The following is a 23,511-nucleotide window of genomic DNA, read 5'->3' as shown; positions in this document are numbered from 1 at the left end:
ATGATGAAATTTTATTGGAAATTAATTCAAATAAAAAAAACCGCCTCAAATTTTAATATTGAGACGGCTTCTTTTTTTGTTAAAATATTTGTAAAATATTCTGATTAACAAAATCTTAACGAGATTAAAATATATCTTTAATTCATTATTGATTTTATACTATATGAAGAGACTTATACTACTTTTTACATTATTTGCGATATGTGTAAATGCTCAAATCGTAAATATAAAAATTACAGACTTTTCGAGTAATTTTCCGCTTGATGATGCAGATGTATATTTCAAAAACTCGACAAAGAATTTTGTTTCGGATCAAGAAGGAAAAGCTGTTGTTGATTTAAGTAATGTTACGCAAAATGATGAATTAATCGTTTCGAAAAAAGATTATCAAGATGCGATAATTAAGGTTTCAGAATTGAAACCAGAAATGATCATCAAACTCGAAAAAGTTTCCGAAGTTGAGCTGAAAGAAGCTTTTGTTACAAATCTGAAAGCTGAGGATATTTTACAAAAAGTTTACGATAATTATGACAAGAACTTTAAGGTTGATGAATATTATTTTTTAGTCAACTTTCAACAAGATTTATGGTACAATAAAAATGATAGAGATTTTATTGATGCAGATTTACAATTTAAATTTAAGCGTGGAGATTTGAAAATCAAATCGAAAGGAAATGTAAATAACGAAATAAAAAGCGGAAGAGAGCCAAATTCAAATATTCGTTTGATTTATTATTTAGAAAGTATTTATTTGAAAGAAAAATATATTAAGCAATTTTTAGGCTTATTAAAAGAGAAGAAATATGAAGAGGCTAATTTATCATTAACAAAATACGGAGATCGTTTTATTTATGAAGTTACAATAAAAACAAAGTCAAGAGATTTATTTCTTCTGATCGATAAAGAATCCTTTGCTGTTGTAGAGTTTTATTGGGAAACAAATATTCCCGAAACAAAATATTCAGGTAATGAATTTTTAAGAGAAGCGAAAGTTGTTTATAGATATCGACCACACAACGGAAATTGGGTATTAAAGGAAACGTCTGCAATTTGGAATACTACGTACGAAAAAGATGATATAAAAATAGATTTAGACATGAGTTTTAATATAATTGTAAATGATTATAGTTTAAAACCATTTCCAGAATTCAATAAATCGGTGAATGAAAAAATGGATATCCGTAGAAGCTTTAAATAATAAAAAAATCACAATAAAATGAAAAATATAATTGTAGGAATTACATTGTTTTTAGGAGTAAATCTTTTGGCTCAATCAGAAAAAGAAAGTATTAGAGCGACGTATAAAGCCGAATTTATTTTTGATTACGAACAATCCAAAGATATGTTTCCCAAAAATTTACAAGCCGCTTTCAAGTCTGCAATTGACCGAGGTATTTTTGTAGATTTTATTTTAGAAAGTAACAATGTGTTATCTATTTTCAAAGCTGATACGAAAATAAATAATGCACAAGATGAATCGGATATGGTTGTGCAAGAGATTTTGGATTCTGAAAAAAATCCATTGTACAAAGATTTTTCAAAAAATGAATATTATAAACAATTTGATATTAACGTCAAAACGTATTTGGTTAAAGAAAATATACCTGATTTTAATTGGCAATTAACGAAAGAAAAAGCGGTGATTAATGGTTATAATGTCGTGAAAGCGATTGGAGAAGATAAGGAAGGAAATACATTTATAGCTTGGTATTCGCCAGAAATAAAGTACAAAGATGGTCCGTATAATTTTGCGAATTTGCCAGGTTTGATTCTGCAAACTGAAATTATTACACCATATTTCAAAACGATTTTTAAAATTAATCAATTGGAAATTTTGACTAAAAAACTTGATATCACTTTACCAACAAAAGGTAAAATCTTAACCTTTCAAGAAATGCAAGATGATTTAAACTCGATAAGAAAATCATCAAATGAGGGTGTAGAAAAATAGTTTCCAAAATAAAAGCGTTACCCATAAAAGGTAACGCTTTAGTTTTGACTATTTTTTTGAATTATACCATTGGTTTGCGAACAACTGGTAAAATTTCTCCTTTTTCTAAACAGTATTTTTGAACATCTTCTGACGGAATTTGTTTGGTATAATCAACTTTCTCGACGATAAACCCTACATCTTCTAAGCGTTTGTAATAATCTAAACCATAGACACGAACGTGGTCATATTGTCCAAATTTTTCTTTTCGTTCTTCTTTCGATGTTACCGTTGGATCTTCATAAGTCACATCGCGTTGATACGAAATAGGAACTTGAAAAATTCCCCAACCACCAGGTTTCATCACACGAAATAATTCACTCATGGCTTTGTGATCATCAGGAATATGTTCTAATACGTGATTACAAAAAACAATATCGAATGTATCATCTCCAAAAGGTAAATCGCAAATATCAGCTTTTACATCGGCTAAAGGCGACTCGATATCACTTGTAATGTACTCAAGGTTTTTCATTGAACGAAAACGCTTGATAAAAGATTGTTCTGGTGCGATGTGCAAAACTTTTGCTTTTTCTGTAAAAAAAGAAGTTTCATTTTTGAGGTATAACCACATCAAACGATGTCTTTCTAACGAAAAAGTTCCTGGAGAAAGCACGTTATCGCGTTGTTTTTCGTAACCATAAGGCAACAAACTGTAATAACCTTGTCCATCTATTGGGTCTACGAAACGATTTCCTTTCATGAACCAAACCAAAACTGGACGAATAATATAACTACCTTGAATCAGTAAAGGACGAGGTAGAATATTCATGATTTTTTTTAAAAGCTTTTTCACAAAAGTTTTCTTAAGGTTTGAATAAAAATGGTTTTTCTTCGTCAGATTTGATACCTAAAGCATCGTAAATAAACTGATAAGTTGACAATAATTTTGGTTCGCCATCTACTACACAGACATCGTGCTCAAAGTGAGCCGAATATTTGTCATCGCGTGTAGTAACTGTCCAACCATCTGGGTGAAAGAAAACTTTTTCAGTTCCCATATTTACCATTGGTTCGATTGCTAATACTAAACCTTCTTCTATTTTTTTACCTGATCCGCGACGTCCATAATTAGGAACCTGAGGTTCTTCGTGCATTTTGCGACCTAATCCATGTCCTACCAATTCACGCACGACACCGTAACCTTCTTTTTCACAATGTTGTTGAATGGCAAAACCAATATCACCTACGCGATTACCTTTTTTCATTTGTTCAATACCTTTGAACATAGATTCTTTTGTAACACGAAGTAATTTTTCTGTTTCAGCATCAATTTCTCCAACCGCAAATGTATAAGCATGATCTCCGTAAAAATCGTTCATATAAACTCCACAATCTACAGATACAATATCACCTTCGTGTAAAGGTTTATCGTTTGGAATTCCGTGAACAACTTGTTGATTAGGTGAGATACAAAGGTTTTTAGGGAAATCGTACATTCCTAAAAATGCTGGATATCCGCCATTGTCGCGAATAAATTCGCCTCCTAATTTATCTAAATGATTGGTTGTGACACCAGGCACTACTTCTTTGGCTAACATACCCAAGGTTTTTGAAACCAATTGAGCGCTTAGGTACATTAGTTCTAATTCTTCTTTACTTTTTAAATGTATCATAATCCGAAAAATCCTTTTTTCTTTTTCTTCTTAGGCGCTTCTTGTCCATTGGCATGAACATTTAATTCAATCTTTTTTGTAATGATTTGATAAACGTCACTCCAACCAGGGAAACCACCTAAATTTCTGTCGTCGATAAAGATATCGGCATTTATTTTTCTACTTTGTGTATTTTTATCAAAATCTTCTCCGTCAAAACTATTGTTAATTGCATAAAACTCAATTCCATTTTTTTTACAGAACTCTACTGCTTCGTCTAAGGCTTTTCCACTACGATATGTCCATAAGGTAAGTCTATAGCCATCGTTTTGTAATTGTTTCAATGTTTCGAAAGCAAAGATTTTTGCTTTACCAATTTCTGGATATTTATCATCGACAATAGTTCCGTCAAAGTCAACTGCAATAATTTTATTAATCATGTTTGTAAGTTTAAAGTTATGTAGGTTATTTTTTATGAATTATAATATGTCCTGTCATTTCTGTTGGGATTTCAATTCCCATCAATGTTAAAATAGTAGGTGCAATATCACCCAATTTACCATGTTCAACATTCCATTCGATATTATTTTGAGCTAAAATAAATGGTACTGGGTTTGTGGTGTGTTGTGTATTTGGCGATCCATCTTCATTCATCATAAAATCTGAATTCCCATGATCTGCTAGAATAACTACATTATAACCATGTTGCAACGCTGTATTTATGATTTTTTCTGCACAAGTATCGACCACTTCAGCCGCTTTTATTGCAGCTGACATAACACCTGTATGTCCAACCATATCTGTATTAGCGAAGTTAAGACAAATGAAATCTGCTGATTCTTTTTCTATTTCTGGTACAATTGCATTTGTAATATCATAAGCCGCCATTTCTGGTTTCAAATCGTAAGTTGCAACATCTCTTGGTGAAGCACATAATATGCGAGATTCGCTTACAAAAGGTTCTTCTCGTCCACCATTAAAGAAAAATGTAACATGTGGATACTTTTCAGTTTCAGCGATGCGAATTTGTTTACGACCAGCGTTTGCAATTACTTCACCTAAGGTGTTTACAATGTTTTTTTCATCAAAAATAACATCCACTCCATTATATGTTGCATCATATTCAGTTAGTGTAATGTATTTTAGATTTAATTTATGCATCTCAAATTCAGGAAAATCGTGCTGTGTTAAAACTTCTGTGATTTCACGACCACGATCAGTTCTAAAATTAAAACAGATCACCACATCATCATTTGCTATTTTAGCTTTTGGTTGTCCTGTATCATCTGTAATAATAATTGGTTTGATGAATTCATCAGTCACCTCATTAGTATATGATGTACGAATGGCTTCTAATGGATTTGTTGTTGGTGTACCAACCGCATTTACCATTGCATCGTAGGCTAATTTTACACGTTCCCAACGTTTATCACGGTCCATCGCATAATATCGACCTGTAATTGAAGCGATTTCTCCTGTTGATTTTGTCATGTGATTCATCAATTCTGTGATAAATCCTTCGCCAGATTTAGGATCAGTATCGCGACCATCTGTGAAAGCATGAACAAATACATTTTGATTTAAACCAGATTGATTGGCTGCATCTAATAAGCCTTTCAAATGATTGATATGCGAATGTACACCACCATCAGAAACTAATCCGATGAAATGAACTTTCTTGTTATGGTCTAAAGCATATTGAAAAGCATCTTTTAAGATAGGTTCATTTTGTAATGTACCATTTTCAACTGCCATATTGATACGAACTAAGTTCTGAAAGACGACGCGTCCAGCACCTAAATTCATGTGTCCAACTTCCGAATTTCCCATTTGACCTTCTGGTAAACCAACAGCTAAACCAAAGGTGTCTAAAGTAGAATGAGGAAATTTTTCGAAACAGCTATCTATAAAAGGTGTATTCGCTTGAGCGATTGCAGAAACAGCAGGGTTTGGTCCAATTCCCCAACCGTCTAAAATCATTAATATTGCTTTGTTGTTCATTTGTTTTGTAATAATTCAGCCCAAAGATAACAATCATTGGGCTGAAAAGTTTATTTTTAATGAGGATTAATTTGCAACTTCACTGATAAATTTGATACGCATTAAACGTAATTCCTCTTCATCATAATCGTCACCAAACTCATCTAACAATGAAGTCATTGAATCCGAATCTGCATCCATCAAGAAATCATAGATTTCTTCTTGTTGGTCTTCGTCCAATACTTCGTCAATATAATAATTGATATTTAATTTTGTTCCTTGATAAACAATACTTTCCATTTCAGAGAGTAAATCGCTCATCGACATGTTTTTTGCTTCAGCAACATCTTCCAAATTCAATTTTCTATCAGTTGACTGTATAATGTAAACTTTGTGGCTTGATTTGTCAGCTACTTGTTTAATCACCATGTCTTCTGGACGAATAATGTCATTGTCTTTTACATATTGTGCAATAAAATCAACAAAATCTTTTCCGAATTTTTGAGCTTTTCCTTCTCCAACTCCATACACATTTGTTAATTCCTTAACCGTTGTTGGATATTGCATCGTCATGTCATCTAAACTCGAATCTTGAAATACTGCAAAAGGAGGAATTTGATGTTTTTTAGAGATTTTTTTACGTAAATCTTTTAATTGTTTCAATAAAACATCATCAAAGGCAATTGGAGCAGTAGACGTTTCTTCTTTATCGAAGCTACCTTCTGATAATAATTTTTTGAAATCAATATCCTCAGCAATTTCAAACGAAGTTGGCTTATTGATGAAATCTTTTCCGTCTTTGGTTATTTTTAAAACACCATAAGATTCGATTTCTTTCTCTAATAAATTACGAACAATTAATTGACGTAAGATAGATTTCCAATAATAATCTTCTTTTTCTTTTCCAATTCCGAAGAATTTTTCAGAACTTAAATTATACGATTTTGTAATTGAAGTTTCTTTTCCAACAATAACATTAACGATATCATTAAGTTTTAACTTTTGATTCGTTTTCTGAACAACATCTAATGCGATTATTGCATCTTCTTTTGCTTCTGTCATTTTCTTCGGATTGCGCATGTTGTCGTCCATATTTGCGCCTTCACCATTTTTGTCGTCAAAATTTTCACCAAAATAATGCAACAAAAATTTACGACGAGACATCGAAGTTTCGGCATAGGCAACCACTTCAGAAAGTAACTGCATTCCAACTTCTCGTTCAGCAACAGGTTTGCTCGCTAAGAATTTCTCCAGTTTTTCGATATCTTTATAATCGTAGAAAGCAATACATATACCTTCACCGCCATCGCGACCAGCACGACCAGTTTCTTGATAATAACTTTCTAACGATTTTGGCATATCATAATGCATCACAAAACGTACGTCAGGTTTATCGATTCCCATTCCAAATGCAATTGTTGCAACAACAACACTTGCATCTTCCATCAAGAACATATCTTGGTGTTTGCTACGTGTTTTTGCATCCAAACCAGCGTGGTAAGGAATTGCATTGATCCCGTTTACTTGTAAAAGTTGAGTAATTTCTTCAACCTTTTTACGACTTAAACAATAAATGACACCAGATTTACCATCGTTTTGTTTGATAAATTTGATAATTTGTTTGTCCTGATCAACTTTTGGACGGATCTCGTAAAATAAATTCGTACGATTAAAAGAATCTTTAAATACTTTTGCGCTTTGCATTCCCAAAGTTTTCTGAATATCTTCTTGTACTTTAGGTGTTGCTGTAGCAGTCAACGCAATAATTGGCGCATCACCAATTCTATTGATAATTGATTTTAGGTTACGATATTCTGGTCGAAAATCGTGTCCCCATTCAGAAATACAGTGCGCTTCATCAATAGCAAAAAAAGAAATTTGAACCGATTTAAAGAAATCGATGTATTCTTCTTTTGTCAAAGATTCGGGTGCAACATACAACATTTTTGTTACTCCATTTTTGATATCCGTCATCACAGTTTTTGTTTCTGACTTATTCAAAGAAGAGTTTAATACGTGCGCAATTCCATCATTTTCAGAAATTCCTCGTATTGCGTCTACTTGATTCTTCATTAAGGCGATTAAAGGTGAAACAATAATCGCGACTCCATCTGACATTAATGCCGGTAGTTGATAACATAAAGACTTACCTCCGCCAGTTGGCATCAAAACAAATACATCTTCTTTATTTAGTAAGCTTGTAATGATTTCGTGCTGCTGTCCTTTAAATTGGTCGAAACCAAAATATTTTTTTAGGTAAGATGTTAAGTTTTTCGAAGTGGCTTCCATCTACACAAAAGACTAAAATTAATATTATAAATTAAATAGTTCCTATATTTGATAACTCTTAAATATACACAAAATTTTGATATGTTTTATATATAATTGAGTGTAAATAAAAAAGGAGAGTAAAAGTACGACAAATTTTAAAAATAGACAATAGAAATTTTATTGTGAAAAATTCAGAAATAATACAAATTGCTCAGGAAGTTTTTAGAGAAGAAATTCTTGAGTTAGAAGCGATAGCTTCTCGTATTAGCGAGTCTTTTGTTGATGCGGTAAATGCGATATATAACACGAAAGGAAAATTGGTAGTTGTAGGAGTGGGAAAGAGTGCGCATATTGCAAATAAAATTGTAGCAACACTAAATTCTACTGGAACTCCAAGTCAATTTTTACATGCGACAGAAGCTATTCATGGCGATTTAGGTCTTGTACGACCAGAAGATGTTGTGATTTGTATTTCGAAAAGTGGAAATACACCAGAGATTACGTATTTAGCTCCGATACTTAAACAGTATGCTGCTGTTTTGATTGGATTGACTTCAAACTTGAAGTCAGAATTAGCTAAAAATTCTGACATTGTTTTGGATGTGAATATCAAAAAAGAGGCTTGTCCAGTTAATTTGGCGCCGACAACTTCTACTACAGCACAATTACTAATGGGAGATGCTTTGGCTGTTGCTTTGATGAAAATGAGAGCATTTACACAAAATGATTTTGCAAAATATCATCCTGGAGGAGCCTTAGGAAAACGACTTTTGTGGACGGTGGAAAATATTGTTGATCCAGAAAGAAAACCTTTTGTAGGGCCAGAATCTTCAATTTCAGAAGTGATCAATTCATTGACTTCGGGGCGTCATGGAATCACTGTGATTTTGGATGAAGATAAAATTGTGGGAGTTATTACAGATGGAGATTTGCGCCGAATGTTATTGAATAATGAGTCATTTACACATTTAAAAGCGAAAGATATCGCTTCAATGCATCCGAAAACAATTCAAAAAACTGAAAAAGCACGCGAGGCTTTAGCAATTCTTCGTCACAATAGTATTGGTCAATTGGTCGTAGTGGATGAAGAAAATCACTATTATGGCATTTTGGATATTCACTCAATTTTAAACGAAGGAATCGAATAAGCGTATGGCAAATAATTCAACATCGAATATGTCTTTTTTGGCTCATGTGGGTGAGTTAAGAGGACATTTGGTTCGTTCAATATTATCGATTATTATCACGTCAATTGCTGTTGCACTTTATTGGGACGAGTTGGTTGAGCATGTAATTATGGCTCCGCTGAAATCAAATTTTCGGACGTTTGACATTTTTAATCAATTTGGAGAATTAACAGGTTTTGGAAAAATCTATACAGAGTCATTCGATATCTCAAAAGATTTGACCAATCTTAACCCTTCAGGGCAAATTACCTCTCAATTTTTTGCTATTATAGTTTGCGGAATTATTATTGCTATTCCCTATATTATTTTCGAAATATGGCGATTTGTAAAACCAGCCTTAAAGGAATCAGAACGCAAATATGCTGGATTTACCATCTTTGCTGTTTCTTTTTTCTTTGTATTAGGTGTATTGTTTAGTTATTATTTATTATTGCCTTTATGTACACAATTTTTATTTACATATGACCCTTTTGGTGTAGGAAACACGTGGACTTTGCCAAGTTATATTGATTTATTTGTTCAATTATTATTATCGATGGGAGTCATGTTTTTAATGCCAATTTTTGTGTACTTCTTAACGAGTATTGGAATTTTAACTCCAACATTCTTAAAAGAGTATCGTAAACATGCTTTTATCGTGGTATTAGTGATTGCAGCAGTAATTACACCAAATGATGTATATAGTATGGTTTTAGTTACAATACCACTTTGGTTATTGTACGAATTGAGTATAATAATTTCACAATCAGTTTATAAAACTCAATTGAAAGGAAAAAGTAACGACTTAGTAAAGAATTAACAATGTTATGCTTGCATAATAAAATAAATTAGTTATTTTTACATAAAAGAAAAAGTAAACACAAAATTATGAAGATATTAGTTTGTATTAGTAGTGTACCAGATACTACAGCAAAAATCAACTTCACAGCTGACGGAAAATCATTTGATAAAAATGGGGTTCAGTTCGTTATTAACCCGCATGATGAATTTAGTTTAAATAAAGCAGTAGAATTACAAGAAAAACAAGGTGCTACTGTTACAATTTTAACGGTAGGTGATGCAACAGTAGATCCAGTTATGCGTAAAGCCTTAGCTATTGGTGCGAATGATGGAATTCGAATTGATGCTGATGCACGCGATGATTTCTTCGTTGCTACACAAATTGCAAAAGCTGCTAAAGACGGTGGTTTCGATTTGGTATTGACAGGAAAAGAATCAATTGATTACAACGGAGGTTCTGTACCAGGATTAGTTGCAGCAATGTTAGATTACGGTTTTGTAAACGGATGTATCGGTCTTGATGTAGAAGGTTCTTCTGCAAAAGCAGTTCGTGAAATTGACGGCGGAAAAGAAACTGTAGAAGTTGCTTTACCAGCTGTAATCGCAGGGCAAAAAGGTTTGGTAGAAGAATCAGCTTTACGTATTCCTAACATGCGTGGAATTATGCAAGCTCGTACAAAACAAATCAATGTTGTTGCTGCAGAAGCGACAGAAACAAAAGTTGAGGTTGTTGGTTATGTAAAACCTGCTGAAAGAGGTAATGTAACATTAATTGACAAAGACAACGTAGCAGAATTGGTAAGATTATTACACGAAGAAGCTAAAGTAATCTAATTATTCACCTAAAAAGAAATTAAAAAATGGCAATTTTTGTATACGCTGAGTCACACGACGGAAAATATAAAAAAGCAGGATTAGAAGCAGTTTCTTATGCTAAAGCTACTGCAGACGTTGCAGGAGATACTGTAACAGCAATCGTTTTCGGAAATGCTGCTGCTGACGAATTATATCAATATGGAGCATCTAAAGTAGTTAAAGTTGATAATGCAGCTTTAGCAAAATTTGATGCAAATTCTTACGCAAAAGCTTTGGCTGAAGTTGCTCAAGGAGATGTTGTGGTATTACCATCAACAAATGAAGGAGCAACGGTAGCGCCAGTTCTAGCATTCAAAACAGGAGCGTCCTTAGTAACTAACGTAGAAAAAGCACCTACTGCAGTTTCTCCTTTTACAGTTGCACGCAAAGCATTTTCTGGTAAAGGAATCGAAACAGTTGCAGTTTCAGGAAAAGTAGTTGTAACAGTTTTGCAAAATGCTTTTGGAGCTAAAGAAAATGCAGTTTCTGGTTCAGAAGAGTCAGCTACAGTTGCAGTTTCTGATGCAGATGTAAAAGTAAAAGTTGTTTCAACAGAAATGGCTTCTTCTGATAAAATTGATTTGAAAGAAGCGGATATCGTAGTTTCTGCTGGCCGTGGAATGAAAGGTCCAGAAAACTGGGGAATGATCGAAGATTTAGCAAAAGTTTTAGGAGCGGCTACAGCTTCTTCTAAACCAGTTGCAGATATCGGCTGGAGACCTCACGAAGAACACGTAGGACAAACAGGTAAAGCAATTGCACCAAATCTATACATCGCAGTTGGTATTTCAGGTGCAATTCAGCACTTAGCTGGAGTAAACGGGTCTAAAACGATTGTTGTCATTAACAATGATCCAGAAGCACCTTTCTTTAAAGCTGCCGATTACGGAATCGTAGGTGACGCTTTTGAGATTGTACCTAAATTAACAGAAGAGTTAAAAAAATACAAAGGTCAAGCTTAATCATTTTAAAGATTATAAATTCAATCCGAATCATTTAGGTGATTCGGATTTTTTTTATCTATTAAAAAAATATTAAATATTCGTCAGTTTTTCATAGATTTACGCCCAAATGGACAATTTAATTAGATTAAATATTAAGGGAATTTCTTACAGTCAAACTCAAACCGGAGCGTATGCTTTGATTTTAGAGGAAAGTGTAGGAGGAAGAAAGTTGCCGATTATTATTGGGAGCTTCGAGGCACAGTCGATCGCATTAGCTTTAGAGAAAGATATTAATCCACCTCGTCCATTAACACACGATTTGTTTGTCTCGTTAGGAAAAGAATTTCGTTTGAATGTTGATTCAATTTATATTTATAAATTAGAAGATGGCGTTTTTTATTCGAATATTGTTTTTTTGAATGAAGAGGGAGGTCGTGCTGAAATTGATTCGAGAACATCTGATGCAATTGCATTAGCAGTTCGCTTCAATGCACCTATTTATGCCTACGAAAATGTTGTAGAAAAAGCTGGAATTCATTTGGACGTTATTGAAGAAGAAGAAAATATACGTCGCGCAGCAAATAACTTCGAAGATGATTTAGATATCTTAGCAGGTTTGGAAAGTGATTTGTCTGATATCAACGAATATGAAGGTTGGACAAAATCTGAGCTTGAAGCTGAGATGGAAAAAGCTGTGAAAAATGAAGATTACGAATTGGCAGCTCGCCTTCGTGATCAGATAGATAACATGGAAAACTAATAACTATTTCAAATAATTATGTCTGTAAAGCTTAGACTTACAATCATGAGTTTCCTTGAGTTTGCGGTATGGGGAGCATACCTTACTTCGATGGGAAATTACTTAGGATCAGTTGGCTTAGGTCCAAAAATTGGTCTTTTTTACGCGATGCAAGGTATTGTATCAATTTTTATGCCCGCCATTATGGGTATTGTAGCGGATAGGTGGATTCCTGTACAACGTTTGTTGGGATTAAATCATTTATTAGCTGCTATTTTTATGTTTGCAGCAGGTTATTATGGAATGACAGCTGGAAACAATGTAGATTTTACGACGATATTTACACTTTATTCAGTTAGTGTGGCGTTTTTTATGCCAACAATCGCCCTTTCTAACTCTACAGCTTATACAATTTTAAAACAAAATAATTTAGACACAATCAAAGCTTTTCCACCAATCAGAACGTTTGGTACAATTGGGTTTATTGTAGCGATGTTATTTGTTAATTTTTCTGGATTTAAAGACGGTGTTTTTGGGTTTAATTTTTCAAATGATCCTACATTCGTTAGTTTTCAATCCAATTATTTTCAATTCTTTGTTTCAGGAGTTTTAGGAGTTGTATTGTTTCTATTTAGCTTTTTATTGCCAAACTGTCCTATAAACAAAAGTTCAGAAAAACAATCACTTTCAGATGCATTTGGCTTGAAGGCCTTTGCATTATTCAAAGATAGAAAGATGGCAATTTTCTTTATTTTTTCAATGTTGTTAGGGGTTTCATTGCAAATTACCAATGGATATGCAAATCCGTTTATTACAACTTTTAAGGATATTCCAGAGTATGCTAATACATGGGGAGCAAGTAATGCTAATGCATTAATTTCCTTGTCTCAGGTTTCTGAAACGTTGTGTATTCTGTTAATTCCATTCGTATTAAAACGTTTCGGAATTAAAATCGTTATGTTAATGGCAATGGTAGGCTGGGTGTTACGTTTTGGATTATTTGGATTAGGTGATCCAGGACCAGGTGTTTGGATGTTTATTCTATCTATGATTGTTTATGGAATCGCTTTCGATTTCTTTAATGTTTCAGGTTCATTATATGTTGACAAGGAAACAGATGAAGAGATTCGTTCCTCGGCACAAGGAGTTTTTATGATGATGACAAATGGATTTGGGGCAACAATAGGTATGTTGATTGCACAGTATATTGTCAATCATTATGTATACAGCCAAACAGATCTGAATTTGCAATTAGAAGGATGGAGGCATTCTTGGTTTATTTTTGCTGGATATGCTTTAGTTGTAACAATTTTATTTGCAATTGTGTTCAAGTACAAACACAATCCAAACGAATTAGAAGAAGTTAAACACTAAGTTGTAACTTAAGAAATAAAATAAAAAAGCAAGAATGTTAATTCTTGCTTTTTTTTATGGATAAGAGTTTATTATTTTTCAATTCTATTATACGTCACAAACGAATAAGCATAAGGGTGTTTTTCGTCTTTCTTAAAATCTTCTCGTTTTACTTCTTCCCATTCATCCAAATCAATTTCTGGAAAATAAGTGTCACCATCAAATTCATAATGAACCTCTGTTACATATAAAACATCTGTAAATTCCATCGCTTGTTTGTAGATGTTTCCACCGCCAATTATATCAATCTCATCATTTAACTTTCGAGCTTCTTCTAAGGCATTTGTTAAAGAGTTCACTTTTACAATTCCATCTGCATTCCAATTTAAATCTCTTGTGACGACAATATTGGTGCGATTAGGTAAAGGACGTCCAAGTGATTCAAACGTTTTTCTTCCCATAATGATAGGGTGTCCAGTTGTTAAATTTTTGAAATGTTTCAAGTCATTAGGTAAATGCCAAATCAAATTATTTTTTGCGCCAATAACGTTGTTACTTGCTTTTGCTACTACAATGTTTATCATAAGCTTTAAGGTAAAAAAAAGCTATCCTTTTGCGAGGATAGCTTAACAAATATAATAATTTTAAAGAATTATTTCATTTTATTTATTGCTTCTTGTAATTGTTCTACTTGTTTTACAATAGATGCCGATTTCATTGTTTTAGCAGTGTTCGTTTTAATTTGAAGTGCTTTTTCTGCCATCATCTTTATCGCTTGTCCAGCTTGTGGATTTTGCTCTTTCAAATACGGATAGTAACGAGCATACGTTTTTGCAATTTCAGCAGTTGCATCGGGTGTGTCATTATTCATAATCCAATTAAAAGCTTGTTCTGCAACTTTTCCTTTTTCTATATCTTGGAATTTTACGAATTCATACATCGCAGCAGATTCTGAAATTAAAACTGCTTTATCAAATTGATTATTTTTTATCCAAGTCGGAACTAAAGCCATTGCTAAATCAGGTGAATTTTTGATCACTTCGTTTTCAAGATTTGTTGTTATTTCATTAATTTTTGAAGGATTATTTTTTAATATTCCTGTTAATGCAGCACCTTGTACACTGAACGATGGACTTTTAGAAGCTTTTTCAAAAAGTGCTGCTTCATATATCGATGCGTCATTTAACGCATTTAACGCAGCAGATTGTACCAATGTTTTTGGATCGTTGGAAGCCAATTGTTTTAATTTCGAAGTGGCTTTATCTATGATTGTTTTCGATTTTGTATCTAATCTCTGAATGGCATAAATTCGTAACCCATCAAATGAATCGTCTAATGCATTAATCAACGCATCAGCCGCTTTTGGATTAGTTGCTTGTGCATTTGCCATTGCTTCAATCGCTAATAAACGCGTTGTGTAATTTCCTTTTCCAGCTTTGTATTGCGTAATAAAATCTTCAACAGGTTTTTTATCGTCGATATCTGCTAATAAAACTTGATCAGCATTTGGAATAACAACTTCAGGCTTTTGATTTACATCAAATTCAAACACAGTTTCGGCTTTTTTCGGAACCCAAACTTGTTGACGAGTTGTTTTTCCATTTTCAACGATGTCAATTGCGAACGGAAATTCAAACAATTTCGAAGTATCTTGACGAACAACCACTTTTACCTTTTTATTTACTGAAGAATAATCTGATACAAACGTCAATTTTGGATGTCCATTTTCGAAATACCATTGATTAAAAAACCAATTCAAATCACGTCCTGAAACTTCTTCTAAAGCTAAGCGTAATTGTACAGCCTCTGCTTTTCCGTATTCATTGTCTTTTAGGTATTTATTCAATCCATTGAAGAAAGCGTCATCACCTAAGAAATTTCGTAACATATGTAAGATTAACCCTCCTTTATTGTACGAAACACCATCAAACATATCTTCGCGCGAATTGTAGTGAATTCGAACCAATTTTTTTGTTGGTCCATCGCCTTGTTTGTAGCCAAACATTTCGTTGTAGCGATGTTCATCTGCTTTCTCTTTCCCGTATTTATGTTCAAACCACAAATATTCTGAATAGTTTGCAAACGATTCATTAACAGTTAGATTTCCCCAACTTTCAGCCGTTACTAAATCACCAAACCAATGGTGAAATAATTCGTGGGCAATTACATATTCAGCCGTGTTTTCGTCGATTAATTGCCCCGCTTTTTGTTGAACACCATCATGAAACAACGATGCAGTTGTATTTTCCATTGCTCCAGAAACGTACTCGCGAGCGGTCATTTGTGCATATTTGTCCCAAGGATAAGGATAGTTTAGTTTATCAGAAAAGAACTGGATCATTTCTGGCGTATTTCCAAAAATTTGCTTCGCAACATCTTTATATTCAGGCTCTACATAATAATCAACATTGATATTTTTCCATTTATCGTTGATTACTGCATAATCTCCAATTCCGAAAAAGAATAAATAAGGCGCATGTTTTTTATCAAATTTCCAATAATCAGTTTTTGTTCCGTCTGTATTTTTCTTCGAAGATTTCATCGTTCCGTTTGATAATGAAACGTATTTATCAGGATATGTTAAGGTAATTTCTTGCGAAGTTTTTTGATTTGTTTTGTCAATTGTTGGGAACCAACAAGAAGAAGATTCAGTTTCGCCTTGTGTCCAAATCTGAGTTGGATAGTTTGCACGATCTCCCTTAGCATTGATAAAATAAACTCCTTTTGCATCATTTATAGCTGCACTTCCTTCTTGTTTTACTTCATTTGGTCGCGCTGTATAGTTGATGTAAAGAGTGTATTCTTGATCTTTTTTGTATTCTTTGTCTAAATCGATGACTAATTGTAAATCGTCGTATTTGTAATTTAATTTTTTCTTTGTTGCACCATTTACCAAAGCAACTTCGTGAATCAACATTGCTTTTGCATCCAAAGTAACCTTAGAAGTTGAATAGAAATGTGGTTTTAACGTAACCCAAGCTTCACCCAAAACGTGTTCTTTCGCATAATCAAATTTCAAATCTAATTTTGTATGAACAAGGTTATTGATACGTTCTGCTTCTGCACGGTAAATATCGATTTGATTCGTTTGTTTTTCGTTGTAGCTCGGTGGTGGAGTCATGACTTGAGCATGAGTAAGACTTGATATAATAAAGGCTGATGTAAGCCAAAGGATTCGTTTTTTCATCGTAAAATTTTATTTTTATTGGTTGATAAATTTCTCAAAAAGTTACAAAAAAAGCCTCCAAATAGGAGACTTTAAGTATATTTTATGATTATACAGCTACAATCCCTTTGATATGTGGGTGTGCTTGATAATTTTCTAATTCGAAATCTTCGTATTCAAAATCAAAAATGTTTTTTACATTCGGATTTATTTTCATTGTTGGTAATGGATAAGGTTCACGAGTTAATTGTAATTCAACTTGTTCGAAATGATTTTTATAAATATGCGCATCTCCAAATGTGTGAACAAAATCGCCTACTTCTAAATCACAAACCTGCGCTACCATCATCTGTAATAAAGCATAAGATGCAATATTAAATGGTACACCTAAGAAAATATCTGCACTACGCTGATACAATTGCAAAGATAATTTATCGTCATTTACATAAAACTGGAAAAAGGCATGACAAGGTGCCAAAGCCATTTGGTCTAATTCACCAACATTCCAAGCAGAAACTATAATTCGGCGCGAATCTGGATTGTTTTTTATTTGATCAATCGCAACTTTTATTTGATCGACAACTTCTCCGTTTTCTTTTCCCCAAGAACGCCACTGATGTCCATAAACAGGACCTAAATCTCCATTTTCGTCTGCCCATTCGTTCCAAATTCTTACGCCATTATCTGTTAAATATTTGATATTTGTATCACCTTTCAAGAACCACAACAATTCGTAGATAATCGATTTTAAATGTAATTTTTTTGTCGTCACCAAAGGAAATCCTTTCGATAAATCGAAGCGCATTTGGTAACCAAAAATACTTTTCGTTCCTGTTCCTGTTCTATCTTCTTTGAAAGAACCTTCTGCTAAAACCTTTTTACATAAATCTTGATACTGTTGCATTTCTCATTATATTTAACCTTTCAAATTTAAGAATTTTTTTTAGAATGAAGTTTAGCTTGATCTTATCGATTTTAGTGATTTTTATGTTTTTTGCTTCGTATAGCAAATCAGATTTTGGACGAAAAATTGCGCAACATTTTTATTTTCAAACGTTATTCAACGTTGTTTTGGTTGTCGTTTTTGTATCAAAAATCATTCACATCAAGCTAAATTTAATGTCAATGATTTCACTTGTTATCATTGGATGTATGTTGTATATGAGCTTTCCAAATTATTTACAACAATTGAGGAGAAGGATAGGTAAATAGTTACGTATAATTTTTTTATCTTTGCAGTTATGAAAAACGAAGCAGGAATTTTTGGTTTAAGACCAGTAATAGAAGCGATTGAAGCAGGTAAAACAATCGATAAAATTTTTATTCAAAAAGGTTTACAAGGAGAGATTTTTTCAGAATTGAGAAAATTGGTGACTGAGTACGAAATTCCTGTAAGTTATGTGCCTGTAGAAAAACTAAATCGTTTTACAGGAAAAAACCATCAAGGCGTTTATGCGTTTGTTTCTCCAATCGAATTCGATTCAATTGAAAATGTATTGCCTCAAATTTGGGAAAAAGGAAAAACACCATTTATTTTAATTTTAGACCGCGTTTCTGATGTTCGTAATTTTGGAGCTATCGCTCGTACAGCGGAATGTGTTGGTGTAGATGCGATAATTATTCCAACAAAAGGTTCAGCTTCTGTAAATGCAGATGCAGTTAAAACTTCGACAGGAGCGTTATATAATATTCCTGTTTGTAAAGAAGGAAATTTAGTTAATATAATCAAGTATTTACAATCATCAGGAATAACTATTTTTAGTGCTTCAGAAAAATCCGCAGAATACATTTATGATGCAGATTTTGCCGTTCCAGCAGCAGTTGTAATGGGAAGTGAAGAAGATGGAGTCTCGGATTCTATTTTGAAAATTTCAGATAAAATTGTTAAATTGCCTATGGCTGGACAAACAGCATCATTGAATGTTTCTGTTGCGGCTGGTGCAATCTTATACGAAGCTGTTCGTCAAAGAATGTTACAAGATTTATTTTAACGAAAAATATAATTTATGAGCTATTCTACACTTATCGGAATTTTATTGATCGCATTGAGTGCGGCAATGTACTACTTTACAAATTTGGATGTTTCGAGATTATTTTCGGACAAAGAATTTCTAGTTGGAATAACAGGAGGTGCTGGAATTGGATTTATTCTTGGAGGTTTTTTGGGATGGTTGTACAAATATAAATCTGTGAATAAAGCAAATGCTAAAATCGCAGAGGAAGAAAAACGTAAAGTTGCAGAACAAAAAGCGCAAGAAGAAGCGGCAAAAGAGCAAGCTAAATTGGATGCTCAACGCGAAAAAGAAGAATCGGGATTACTATAATTCTAATTTACAACATAAAAAAGCGGTCGAAAATTAATTTTCGACCGCTTTTTTATGTTGTATTTCTTGGTAATAAAAACAAGGAATCAAAATCAATAAAAACAAGGGTTGAATGAGAAATCGTCTGACGTAAAAGAAAACCATTTCACCTGAAGAAAATTGTGTTGAAATAAGGTAATTGTAAATTGGTAAAAGAACGATTAATCCAATAATCATAATAATGATAGAGAATTTAACATAATTCTTTTTCCAGAAAATAAACCAAACAATTAATACTGTTAATAACGTATTAATAAGGTAACGAAACATAAGACTTGCATTTATTTGAGCCATATCCAAATCAGGAAACTTAGAATGTCCAACAAGATGAAAGTATTGAATAAAAGGATCGTAAAACAACGTATCTTCAAATTTTCTGACCAATACTAATCCAAAAACCAATAAAGCTGCAATTCCGTAGCGTAAGTATTTATTTGGCATGTTGTTTATTGTATTTTGTAACGAAAAATTTAATCCAAACAATCCAAAGAACAACAATAGATCCATAAATTATAGCAGGAAATAAATAGTCATGCGCCATTTTTCCGTATTCGTTGTGGTATCTAAATATATAGTTGAGTAACATAATTCTCGAAATATTCATCACAAATAATATGACTAATCCAGCTAAAATAAATAAAATTGTTTGTTTTAAATTGGTATAAAAAGCAACGATAAATGAGACGAAAATAATCAAAATTGAAATTGCATTGCACCCTTCATTAACAATTGAGGCGACTTGTCCATCAACAATCAAGCGCATCCAAGGTTGATTTTCTGCGATGTTTGAGAAAGAAAAGAAACCAAACTTATTTAAGAAAAAAGCGGTGATATCTGAAGTGAATTTTGTAAATGGATCTGGTATATTGTGTGGTAAATATTGATCCAAATATAACTTGTACGCAATGCTTAGAATAATGTAGGTTCCTAAAAATCGTGCAAGGAATAACAACAATGGTTTAAATTCTTTCATTAAGGTTAAATAATTTCAAACAAATATAAATGAAAATCATCATCTTTTGATTAAGTAATGATTAATCAATAAATTTGCTTCACAAGATTTTTAAATAAATGCAAAATTTACATAAACGCGTAGATGTCATTTTTGATAGCGCAATTTCGACAGAAGATAAGTTACAAAAGATTTGTCAATTGTTGAGTGATGAAGTAGACTATTACAATTGGGTTGGGTTTTACTTCAGAAATGGAGATAAGAACGAGTTGAAACTTGGGCCTTATGTTGGTGCAGCAACGGATCATACAATTATACCTTACGGAAAAGGAATTTGTGGTCAAGTAGCTGAATCGAATCAAACATTTGTTGTTCCAGATGTATATGCACAAGATAATTATTTGGCATGTTCTATCGAAACAAAAGCCGAAATAGTAATCCCAATCTTCAAAAATGGTGTAAATATTGGGCAAATTGATATCGATTCGCATACAATAGATCCTTTTACGGAAGAAGATATCAAGTTGTTAGATTATGTTTGTAATCGTGTTTCAGAAATTATTTAATCGATGGTAGAACTTATTTTAAACTATTTTCCAGATTTGACAGAAAAGCAAATCGAGCAATTTTCAAAAGTGGGAGATTTGTACAAAGAATGGAATGATCAAATAAACGTGGTTTCTCGCAAGGATATCGACGCAATTTACACCAATCATATTCTACATTCTTTAGCAATTGCCAAAGTGATGGAATTTGCAGATGGTTCTGATGTGTTGGATGTAGGAACAGGAGGAGGTTTACCGGGGATTCCGTTGGCTATATTATTTCCTAATGTTAATTTTCATTTAGTCGATTCGATTGGTAAAAAAATCAAAGTGGTACAAGGAGTAGCAAAGGGTTTAGGATTAACGAATGTAAAAGCAGAACAAAAACGCGCCGAAGAATTAACAGAAAAGTACGATTTTGTAGTTTCACGTGCGGTTACAGCAATGCCAAGATTTGCAGAATGGATTCGTGGTAAATTCAAGAAAGAAGCGATTAATCCTTTTCCAAATGGCTTGTTATATTTAAAAGGAGGCGATTTAACAGAAGAATTAGCAGATTTTCCAAATGCTGTACTGTTTGATATTCAAAACTTTTTTGAAGAAGAGTTTTTCGAAACAAAAAAAGTAGTTTACTTAGAAAAGAAAGATATTTAATTTAAGTATTTAATAAATAATTAACCGAAATCAGATTAAAAATGATTTCGGTTTTTTTTATGAGTTCAATTATTAGATTTTAAGAAAAAAGTGCATAAAATCGTTATTTTATCCAATACTTTAAGTTCTTTTTAAGAGGTTTTTTCGTCAAAATTCACTATATTTGTTTGTTTTAAAAAGTTAGAGACATATTATGAGTAATAACACATATACGGCGGATAATATCCAAGCGTTAGAAGGAATGGAGCACGTACGTCTTCGTCCATCGATGTACATTGGTGACGTCGGAGTTAGAGGATTACACCACTTAGTTTACGAGGTTGTTGATAACTCTATTGATGAAGCTTTAGCAGGATACTGTGATACAATCAAGGTAACAATTTTAGAGGGAAACTCGATTCGTGTCGAAGATAACGGACGTGGTATTCCAGTCGACTTACATAAAAAAGAAGGAAAATCTGCATTAGAAGTTGTAATGACAAAGATTGGTGCAGGAGGTAAGTTTGATAAAGATACATATAAAGTTTCTGGAGGTTTGCACGGTGTTGGAGTTTCGTGTGTTAATGCACTTTCTAACCATTTATCGGCAGAAGTTTTTAAGAACGGGAAACAATATATTCAAGAATATTCGAAAGGTAAGCCTTTGTATGATGTAAAAGAAGTCGGAACAACTGATAAAAGCGGTACGACTGTTACTTTTACTCCAGATGATACAATTTTCCAAGAGATTAGAGAGTATAACTATGCTACTTTAGCAAATCGTTTACGTGAGTTAGCTTTCTTGAATAAAGGAATTAATATTGTATTAGTTGACGAACGTCAAAAAGATGAAGAAGGAAATCCTTTCTCAGAAACTTTTCATTCAGAAGAAGGATTAAAAGAATTTGTTGAATTTGTTGATGGAAACAGAGAATCTATCATGGATAAAGTCATCTTTATGGAAGGTGAGCGTGATGGAATTCCTGTTGAGGTTGCAATGCGATACAATACGTCATATAACGAAAATGTACATTCGTATGTAAATAATATTAATACACACGAAGGAGGAACGCACTTGTCTGGTTTCCGCCGTGCATTGACGCGTACGCTGAAAAAATACGCTGAAGAAAACTTTAATCTTGCAAAAGAAAAAGTTGAGATTGTAGGTGATGATTTCCGTGAAGGATTAACAGCTGTAATTTCGGTGAAAGTTATGGAACCTCAGTTCGAAGGTCAAACTAAAACGAAATTAGGAAACTCTGAAGTTTCTCCTGCGGTTGATAAAATCGTTGCAGAAATGTTAACAAATTTCTTAGAAGAAAATCCAGCTGAAGCGAAAATAATTGTTGATAAAGTAATTTTAGCAGCAAAAGCGCGTCAAGCAGCTAAGAAAGCTCGTGAAATGGTACAACGTAAGAATCCTATGGGAGGAAGCGGATTACCAGGGAAGTTAGCAGACTGTTCTTCTCGTAAACCAGAAGAATCGGAATTATTCTTAGTCGAGGGTGATTCTGCCGGAGGAACGGCAAAACAAGGACGTGATCGTCATTTTCAAGCAATTTTACCATTACGTGGTAAGATCTTAAATGTTGAAAAAGCGATGGCGCATAAAGTTTTAGATAACGAAGAAATCAAAAATATTTATACAGCTTTAGGGGTAACAATCGGAACTGAAGAAGATTCGAAAGCACTTAATATTGCAAAACTACGTTACCATAAAGTAGTAATTATGACCGATGCCGATGTCGACGGTTCTCACATCGCGACATTAATTTTGACTTTCTTCTTCCGTTACATGAAAGAATTAATTGAAAACGGACATATTTATATTGCAACACCACCTTTATATTTAATTAAAAAAGGAGCTAAAGCAGAATATGCTTGGGACGAAAAAGATCGTGAACGTTTAACGGCTGAATTCTCTACAGATGGTTCAGGAAAAGGTGTAACGATTCAACGATACAAAGGTCTTGGGGAAATGAACGCCGAGCAATTATGGGAAACGACTCTTAATCCAGAACATAGAACGTTACGTAAAGTAACAATTGATAATGCGACAGAAGCAGATCGTGTATTCTCTATGTTGATGGGTGATGATGTACCACCTCGTCGTGAGTTTATCGAGAAAAATGCACACTACGCAAAAATTGATGTTTAA

The 23,511-nt window shown here is 33.2% G+C and carries 23 protein-coding genes; 13 read left to right on the top strand and 10 right to left on the bottom strand.

What is annotated here, in order from left to right:
- The first annotated feature begins 163 nt into the window (after nucleotides 1–163).
- Nucleotides 164–1,198: a hypothetical protein gene (locus IF125_RS08630; RefSeq protein ID WP_225542199.1), complete on the top strand. Its 1,035-nt coding sequence runs from the start codon at nucleotides 164–166 to the stop codon at nucleotides 1,196–1,198.
- A gap of 18 nt (nucleotides 1,199–1,216) precedes the next feature.
- A complete protein-coding gene (locus IF125_RS08625) occupies nucleotides 1,217–1,951 on the top strand; it encodes a GLPGLI family protein (RefSeq protein WP_171621817.1) in 735 nt (244 codons plus the stop codon).
- 61 nt (nucleotides 1,952–2,012) lie between these two features.
- On the opposite strand, the gene IF125_RS08620 is transcribed toward IF125_RS08625, so the two are convergent.
- The 5 genes from IF125_RS08620 to recQ all read right to left on the bottom strand — a co-directional run bounded on the left by IF125_RS08620 (nucleotide 2,013) and on the right by recQ (nucleotide 7,854).
- The gene (locus tag IF125_RS08620; protein WP_221411924.1) at nucleotides 2,013–2,762 is read right to left on the bottom strand and encodes a class I SAM-dependent methyltransferase; all 750 of its coding nucleotides are present in this window, start codon (nucleotides 2,760–2,762) and stop codon (nucleotides 2,013–2,015) included.
- Nucleotides 2,763–2,796: 34 nt separating this feature from the next.
- Nucleotides 2,797–3,606, bottom strand: coding sequence for a type I methionyl aminopeptidase (map, locus tag IF125_RS08615; RefSeq protein ID WP_225542198.1), 810 nt, complete (start codon nucleotides 3,604–3,606; stop codon nucleotides 2,797–2,799).
- Nucleotides 3,603–4,025, bottom strand: coding sequence for a BT0820 family HAD-type phosphatase (locus tag IF125_RS08610; protein ID WP_225542197.1), 423 nt, complete (start codon nucleotides 4,023–4,025; stop codon nucleotides 3,603–3,605). Before IF125_RS08610 ends, map begins: the two co-directional genes overlap by 4 nt.
- 25 nt (nucleotides 4,026–4,050) lie before the next feature.
- Complete coding sequence (gpmI, locus tag IF125_RS08605; RefSeq protein WP_225542196.1) at nucleotides 4,051–5,586, bottom strand: 2,3-bisphosphoglycerate-independent phosphoglycerate mutase; 1,536 nt, start codon at nucleotides 5,584–5,586, stop codon at nucleotides 4,051–4,053.
- Between the two features lie 66 nt (nucleotides 5,587–5,652).
- Entirely contained in the window at nucleotides 5,653–7,854 is a 2,202-nt protein-coding gene (gene recQ, locus IF125_RS08600) for a DNA helicase RecQ (protein ID WP_225542195.1), read from the bottom strand.
- 164 nt (nucleotides 7,855–8,018) lie between these two features.
- Between recQ and IF125_RS08595 the strand changes: the two genes are divergently transcribed.
- The 6 genes from IF125_RS08595 to IF125_RS08570 all read left to right on the top strand — a co-directional run bounded on the left by IF125_RS08595 (nucleotide 8,019) and on the right by IF125_RS08570 (nucleotide 13,715).
- Complete coding sequence (locus IF125_RS08595) at nucleotides 8,019–8,984, top strand: KpsF/GutQ family sugar-phosphate isomerase (protein ID WP_171621822.1); 966 nt, start codon at nucleotides 8,019–8,021, stop codon at nucleotides 8,982–8,984.
- A gap of 4 nt (nucleotides 8,985–8,988) precedes the next feature.
- Complete coding sequence (gene tatC / locus IF125_RS08590) at nucleotides 8,989–9,822, top strand: twin-arginine translocase subunit TatC (protein WP_171621823.1); 834 nt, start codon at nucleotides 8,989–8,991, stop codon at nucleotides 9,820–9,822.
- 68 nt (nucleotides 9,823–9,890) lie between these two features.
- Nucleotides 9,891–10,637 (top strand): electron transfer flavoprotein subunit beta/FixA family protein, encoded by a 747-nt coding sequence (locus IF125_RS08585; RefSeq protein WP_171621824.1) that lies wholly within the window; start codon nucleotides 9,891–9,893, stop codon nucleotides 10,635–10,637.
- A 26-nt stretch (nucleotides 10,638–10,663) separates the two neighbouring features.
- Complete coding sequence (locus IF125_RS08580; RefSeq protein ID WP_171621825.1) at nucleotides 10,664–11,620, top strand: electron transfer flavoprotein subunit alpha/FixB family protein; 957 nt, start codon at nucleotides 10,664–10,666, stop codon at nucleotides 11,618–11,620.
- Between the two features lie 109 nt (nucleotides 11,621–11,729).
- Complete coding sequence (locus IF125_RS08575; protein ID WP_225539727.1) at nucleotides 11,730–12,362, top strand: bifunctional nuclease family protein; 633 nt, start codon at nucleotides 11,730–11,732, stop codon at nucleotides 12,360–12,362.
- Nucleotides 12,363–12,380: 18 nt separating this feature from the next.
- Nucleotides 12,381–13,715: an MFS transporter gene (locus tag IF125_RS08570; protein ID WP_188319221.1), complete on the top strand. Its 1,335-nt coding sequence runs from the start codon at nucleotides 12,381–12,383 to the stop codon at nucleotides 13,713–13,715.
- Between the two features lie 71 nt (nucleotides 13,716–13,786).
- On the opposite strand, the gene IF125_RS08565 is transcribed toward IF125_RS08570, so the two are convergent.
- From IF125_RS08565 to IF125_RS08555, 3 genes are all read right to left on the bottom strand, one after another.
- Nucleotides 13,787–14,278 (bottom strand): dihydrofolate reductase, encoded by a 492-nt coding sequence (locus tag IF125_RS08565; RefSeq protein WP_188319220.1) that lies wholly within the window; start codon nucleotides 14,276–14,278, stop codon nucleotides 13,787–13,789.
- Nucleotides 14,279–14,346: 68 nt separating this feature from the next.
- Nucleotides 14,347–16,881 carry a M1 family metallopeptidase gene (locus IF125_RS08560; protein ID WP_225542194.1) on the bottom strand — a complete coding sequence of 845 codons (2,535 nt, stop codon included), beginning with the start codon at nucleotides 16,879–16,881 and terminating at the stop codon, nucleotides 14,347–14,349.
- 88 nt (nucleotides 16,882–16,969) lie between these two features.
- Nucleotides 16,970–17,764, bottom strand: coding sequence for a thymidylate synthase (locus IF125_RS08555; protein ID WP_225542193.1), 795 nt, complete (start codon nucleotides 17,762–17,764; stop codon nucleotides 16,970–16,972).
- 337 nt (nucleotides 17,765–18,101) lie between these two features.
- Here IF125_RS08555 and rlmB point away from each other — a divergent pair, with 337 nt between their 5' ends.
- Complete coding sequence (rlmB, locus tag IF125_RS08550; protein ID WP_171621831.1) at nucleotides 18,102–18,851, top strand: 23S rRNA (guanosine(2251)-2'-O)-methyltransferase RlmB; 750 nt, start codon at nucleotides 18,102–18,104, stop codon at nucleotides 18,849–18,851.
- Nucleotides 18,852–18,866: 15 nt separating this feature from the next.
- Entirely contained in the window at nucleotides 18,867–19,184 is a 318-nt protein-coding gene (locus tag IF125_RS08545; RefSeq protein ID WP_171621832.1) for a hypothetical protein, read from the top strand.
- Nucleotides 19,185–19,217: 33 nt separating this feature from the next.
- Here the strand turns inward: IF125_RS08545 and IF125_RS08540 are convergent, their stop codons facing one another.
- Nucleotides 19,218–19,664 carry an exosortase F system-associated membrane protein gene (locus IF125_RS08540; RefSeq protein WP_225542192.1) on the bottom strand — a complete coding sequence of 149 codons (447 nt, stop codon included), beginning with the start codon at nucleotides 19,662–19,664 and terminating at the stop codon, nucleotides 19,218–19,220.
- Nucleotides 19,654–20,196, bottom strand: a complete 543-nt coding sequence (xrtF, locus tag IF125_RS08535; RefSeq protein ID WP_225539730.1) for an exosortase family protein XrtF — start codon at nucleotides 20,194–20,196, stop codon at nucleotides 19,654–19,656. Before xrtF ends, IF125_RS08540 begins: the two co-directional genes overlap by 11 nt.
- A 98-nt stretch (nucleotides 20,197–20,294) precedes the next feature.
- On the opposite strand from xrtF, the gene IF125_RS08530 reads away from it, so the two are divergent.
- From IF125_RS08530 to gyrB, 3 genes are all read left to right on the top strand, one after another.
- A complete protein-coding gene (locus tag IF125_RS08530; protein ID WP_225542191.1) occupies nucleotides 20,295–20,741 on the top strand; it encodes a GAF domain-containing protein in 447 nt (148 codons plus the stop codon).
- A 3-nt stretch (nucleotides 20,742–20,744) separates the two neighbouring features.
- On the top strand, nucleotides 20,745–21,374 hold the full coding sequence (rsmG, locus tag IF125_RS08525) for a 16S rRNA (guanine(527)-N(7))-methyltransferase RsmG (protein WP_171621836.1): 630 nt from the start codon (nucleotides 20,745–20,747) through the stop codon (nucleotides 21,372–21,374).
- Nucleotides 21,375–21,567: 193 nt separating this feature from the next.
- Nucleotides 21,568–23,511 carry a DNA topoisomerase (ATP-hydrolyzing) subunit B gene (gene gyrB, locus IF125_RS08520; RefSeq protein WP_171621837.1) on the top strand — a complete coding sequence of 648 codons (1,944 nt, stop codon included), beginning with the start codon at nucleotides 21,568–21,570 and terminating at the stop codon, nucleotides 23,509–23,511.

The sequence above is a fragment of the Empedobacter stercoris genome (genome assembly GCF_020281205.1).
Classification (GTDB): Bacteria; Bacteroidota; Bacteroidia; order Flavobacteriales; family Weeksellaceae; genus Empedobacter; species Empedobacter stercoris.
Note: the sequence above shows the minus strand (reverse complement) of the source record. Positions and strands in the feature narration are given on the sequence as shown.

Bases quoted from the DNA above. Each gene is read 5' to 3' on its own strand.
- IF125_RS08530 (WP_225542191.1), top strand. From the start codon at position 20,295: ATGCAAAATTTACATAAACGCGTAGATGTCATTTTTGATAGCGCAATT.
- rlmB (WP_171621831.1), top strand. From the start codon at position 18,102: ATGAAAAACGAAGCAGGAATTTTTGGTTTAAGACCAGTAATAGAAGCG.
- IF125_RS08565 (WP_188319220.1), bottom strand. From the start codon at position 14,278: ATGATAAACATTGTAGTAGCAAAAGCAAGTAACAACGTTATTGGCGCA.
- map (WP_225542198.1), bottom strand. From the start codon at position 3,606: ATGATACATTTAAAAAGTAAAGAAGAATTAGAACTAATGTACCTAAGC.
- IF125_RS08585 (WP_171621824.1), top strand. From the start codon at position 9,891: ATGAAGATATTAGTTTGTATTAGTAGTGTACCAGATACTACAGCAAAA.
- IF125_RS08580 (WP_171621825.1), top strand. From the start codon at position 10,664: ATGGCAATTTTTGTATACGCTGAGTCACACGACGGAAAATATAAAAAA.
- IF125_RS08560 (WP_225542194.1), bottom strand. From the start codon at position 16,881: ATGAAAAAACGAATCCTTTGGCTTACATCAGCCTTTATTATATCAAGT.
- gpmI (WP_225542196.1), bottom strand. From the start codon at position 5,586: ATGAACAACAAAGCAATATTAATGATTTTAGACGGTTGGGGAATTGGA.
- gyrB (WP_171621837.1), top strand. From the start codon at position 21,568: ATGAGTAATAACACATATACGGCGGATAATATCCAAGCGTTAGAAGGA.
- IF125_RS08625 (WP_171621817.1), top strand. From the start codon at position 1,217: ATGAAAAATATAATTGTAGGAATTACATTGTTTTTAGGAGTAAATCTT.
- rsmG (WP_171621836.1), top strand. From the start codon at position 20,745: ATGGTAGAACTTATTTTAAACTATTTTCCAGATTTGACAGAAAAGCAA.
- IF125_RS08620 (WP_221411924.1), bottom strand. From the start codon at position 2,762: ATGAATATTCTACCTCGTCCTTTACTGATTCAAGGTAGTTATATTATT.
- IF125_RS08540 (WP_225542192.1), bottom strand. From the start codon at position 19,664: ATGCCAAATAAATACTTACGCTACGGAATTGCAGCTTTATTGGTTTTT.
- IF125_RS08545 (WP_171621832.1), top strand. From the start codon at position 18,867: ATGAGCTATTCTACACTTATCGGAATTTTATTGATCGCATTGAGTGCG.
- xrtF (WP_225539730.1), bottom strand. From the start codon at position 20,196: ATGAAAGAATTTAAACCATTGTTGTTATTCCTTGCACGATTTTTAGGA.
- IF125_RS08575 (WP_225539727.1), top strand. From the start codon at position 11,730: ATGGACAATTTAATTAGATTAAATATTAAGGGAATTTCTTACAGTCAA.
- IF125_RS08570 (WP_188319221.1), top strand. From the start codon at position 12,381: ATGTCTGTAAAGCTTAGACTTACAATCATGAGTTTCCTTGAGTTTGCG.
- IF125_RS08610 (WP_225542197.1), bottom strand. From the start codon at position 4,025: ATGATTAATAAAATTATTGCAGTTGACTTTGACGGAACTATTGTCGAT.
- tatC (WP_171621823.1), top strand. From the start codon at position 8,989: ATGGCAAATAATTCAACATCGAATATGTCTTTTTTGGCTCATGTGGGT.
- IF125_RS08555 (WP_225542193.1), bottom strand. From the start codon at position 17,764: ATGCAACAGTATCAAGATTTATGTAAAAAGGTTTTAGCAGAAGGTTCT.
- IF125_RS08630 (WP_225542199.1), top strand. From the start codon at position 164: ATGAAGAGACTTATACTACTTTTTACATTATTTGCGATATGTGTAAAT.
- recQ (WP_225542195.1), bottom strand. From the start codon at position 7,854: ATGGAAGCCACTTCGAAAAACTTAACATCTTACCTAAAAAAATATTTT.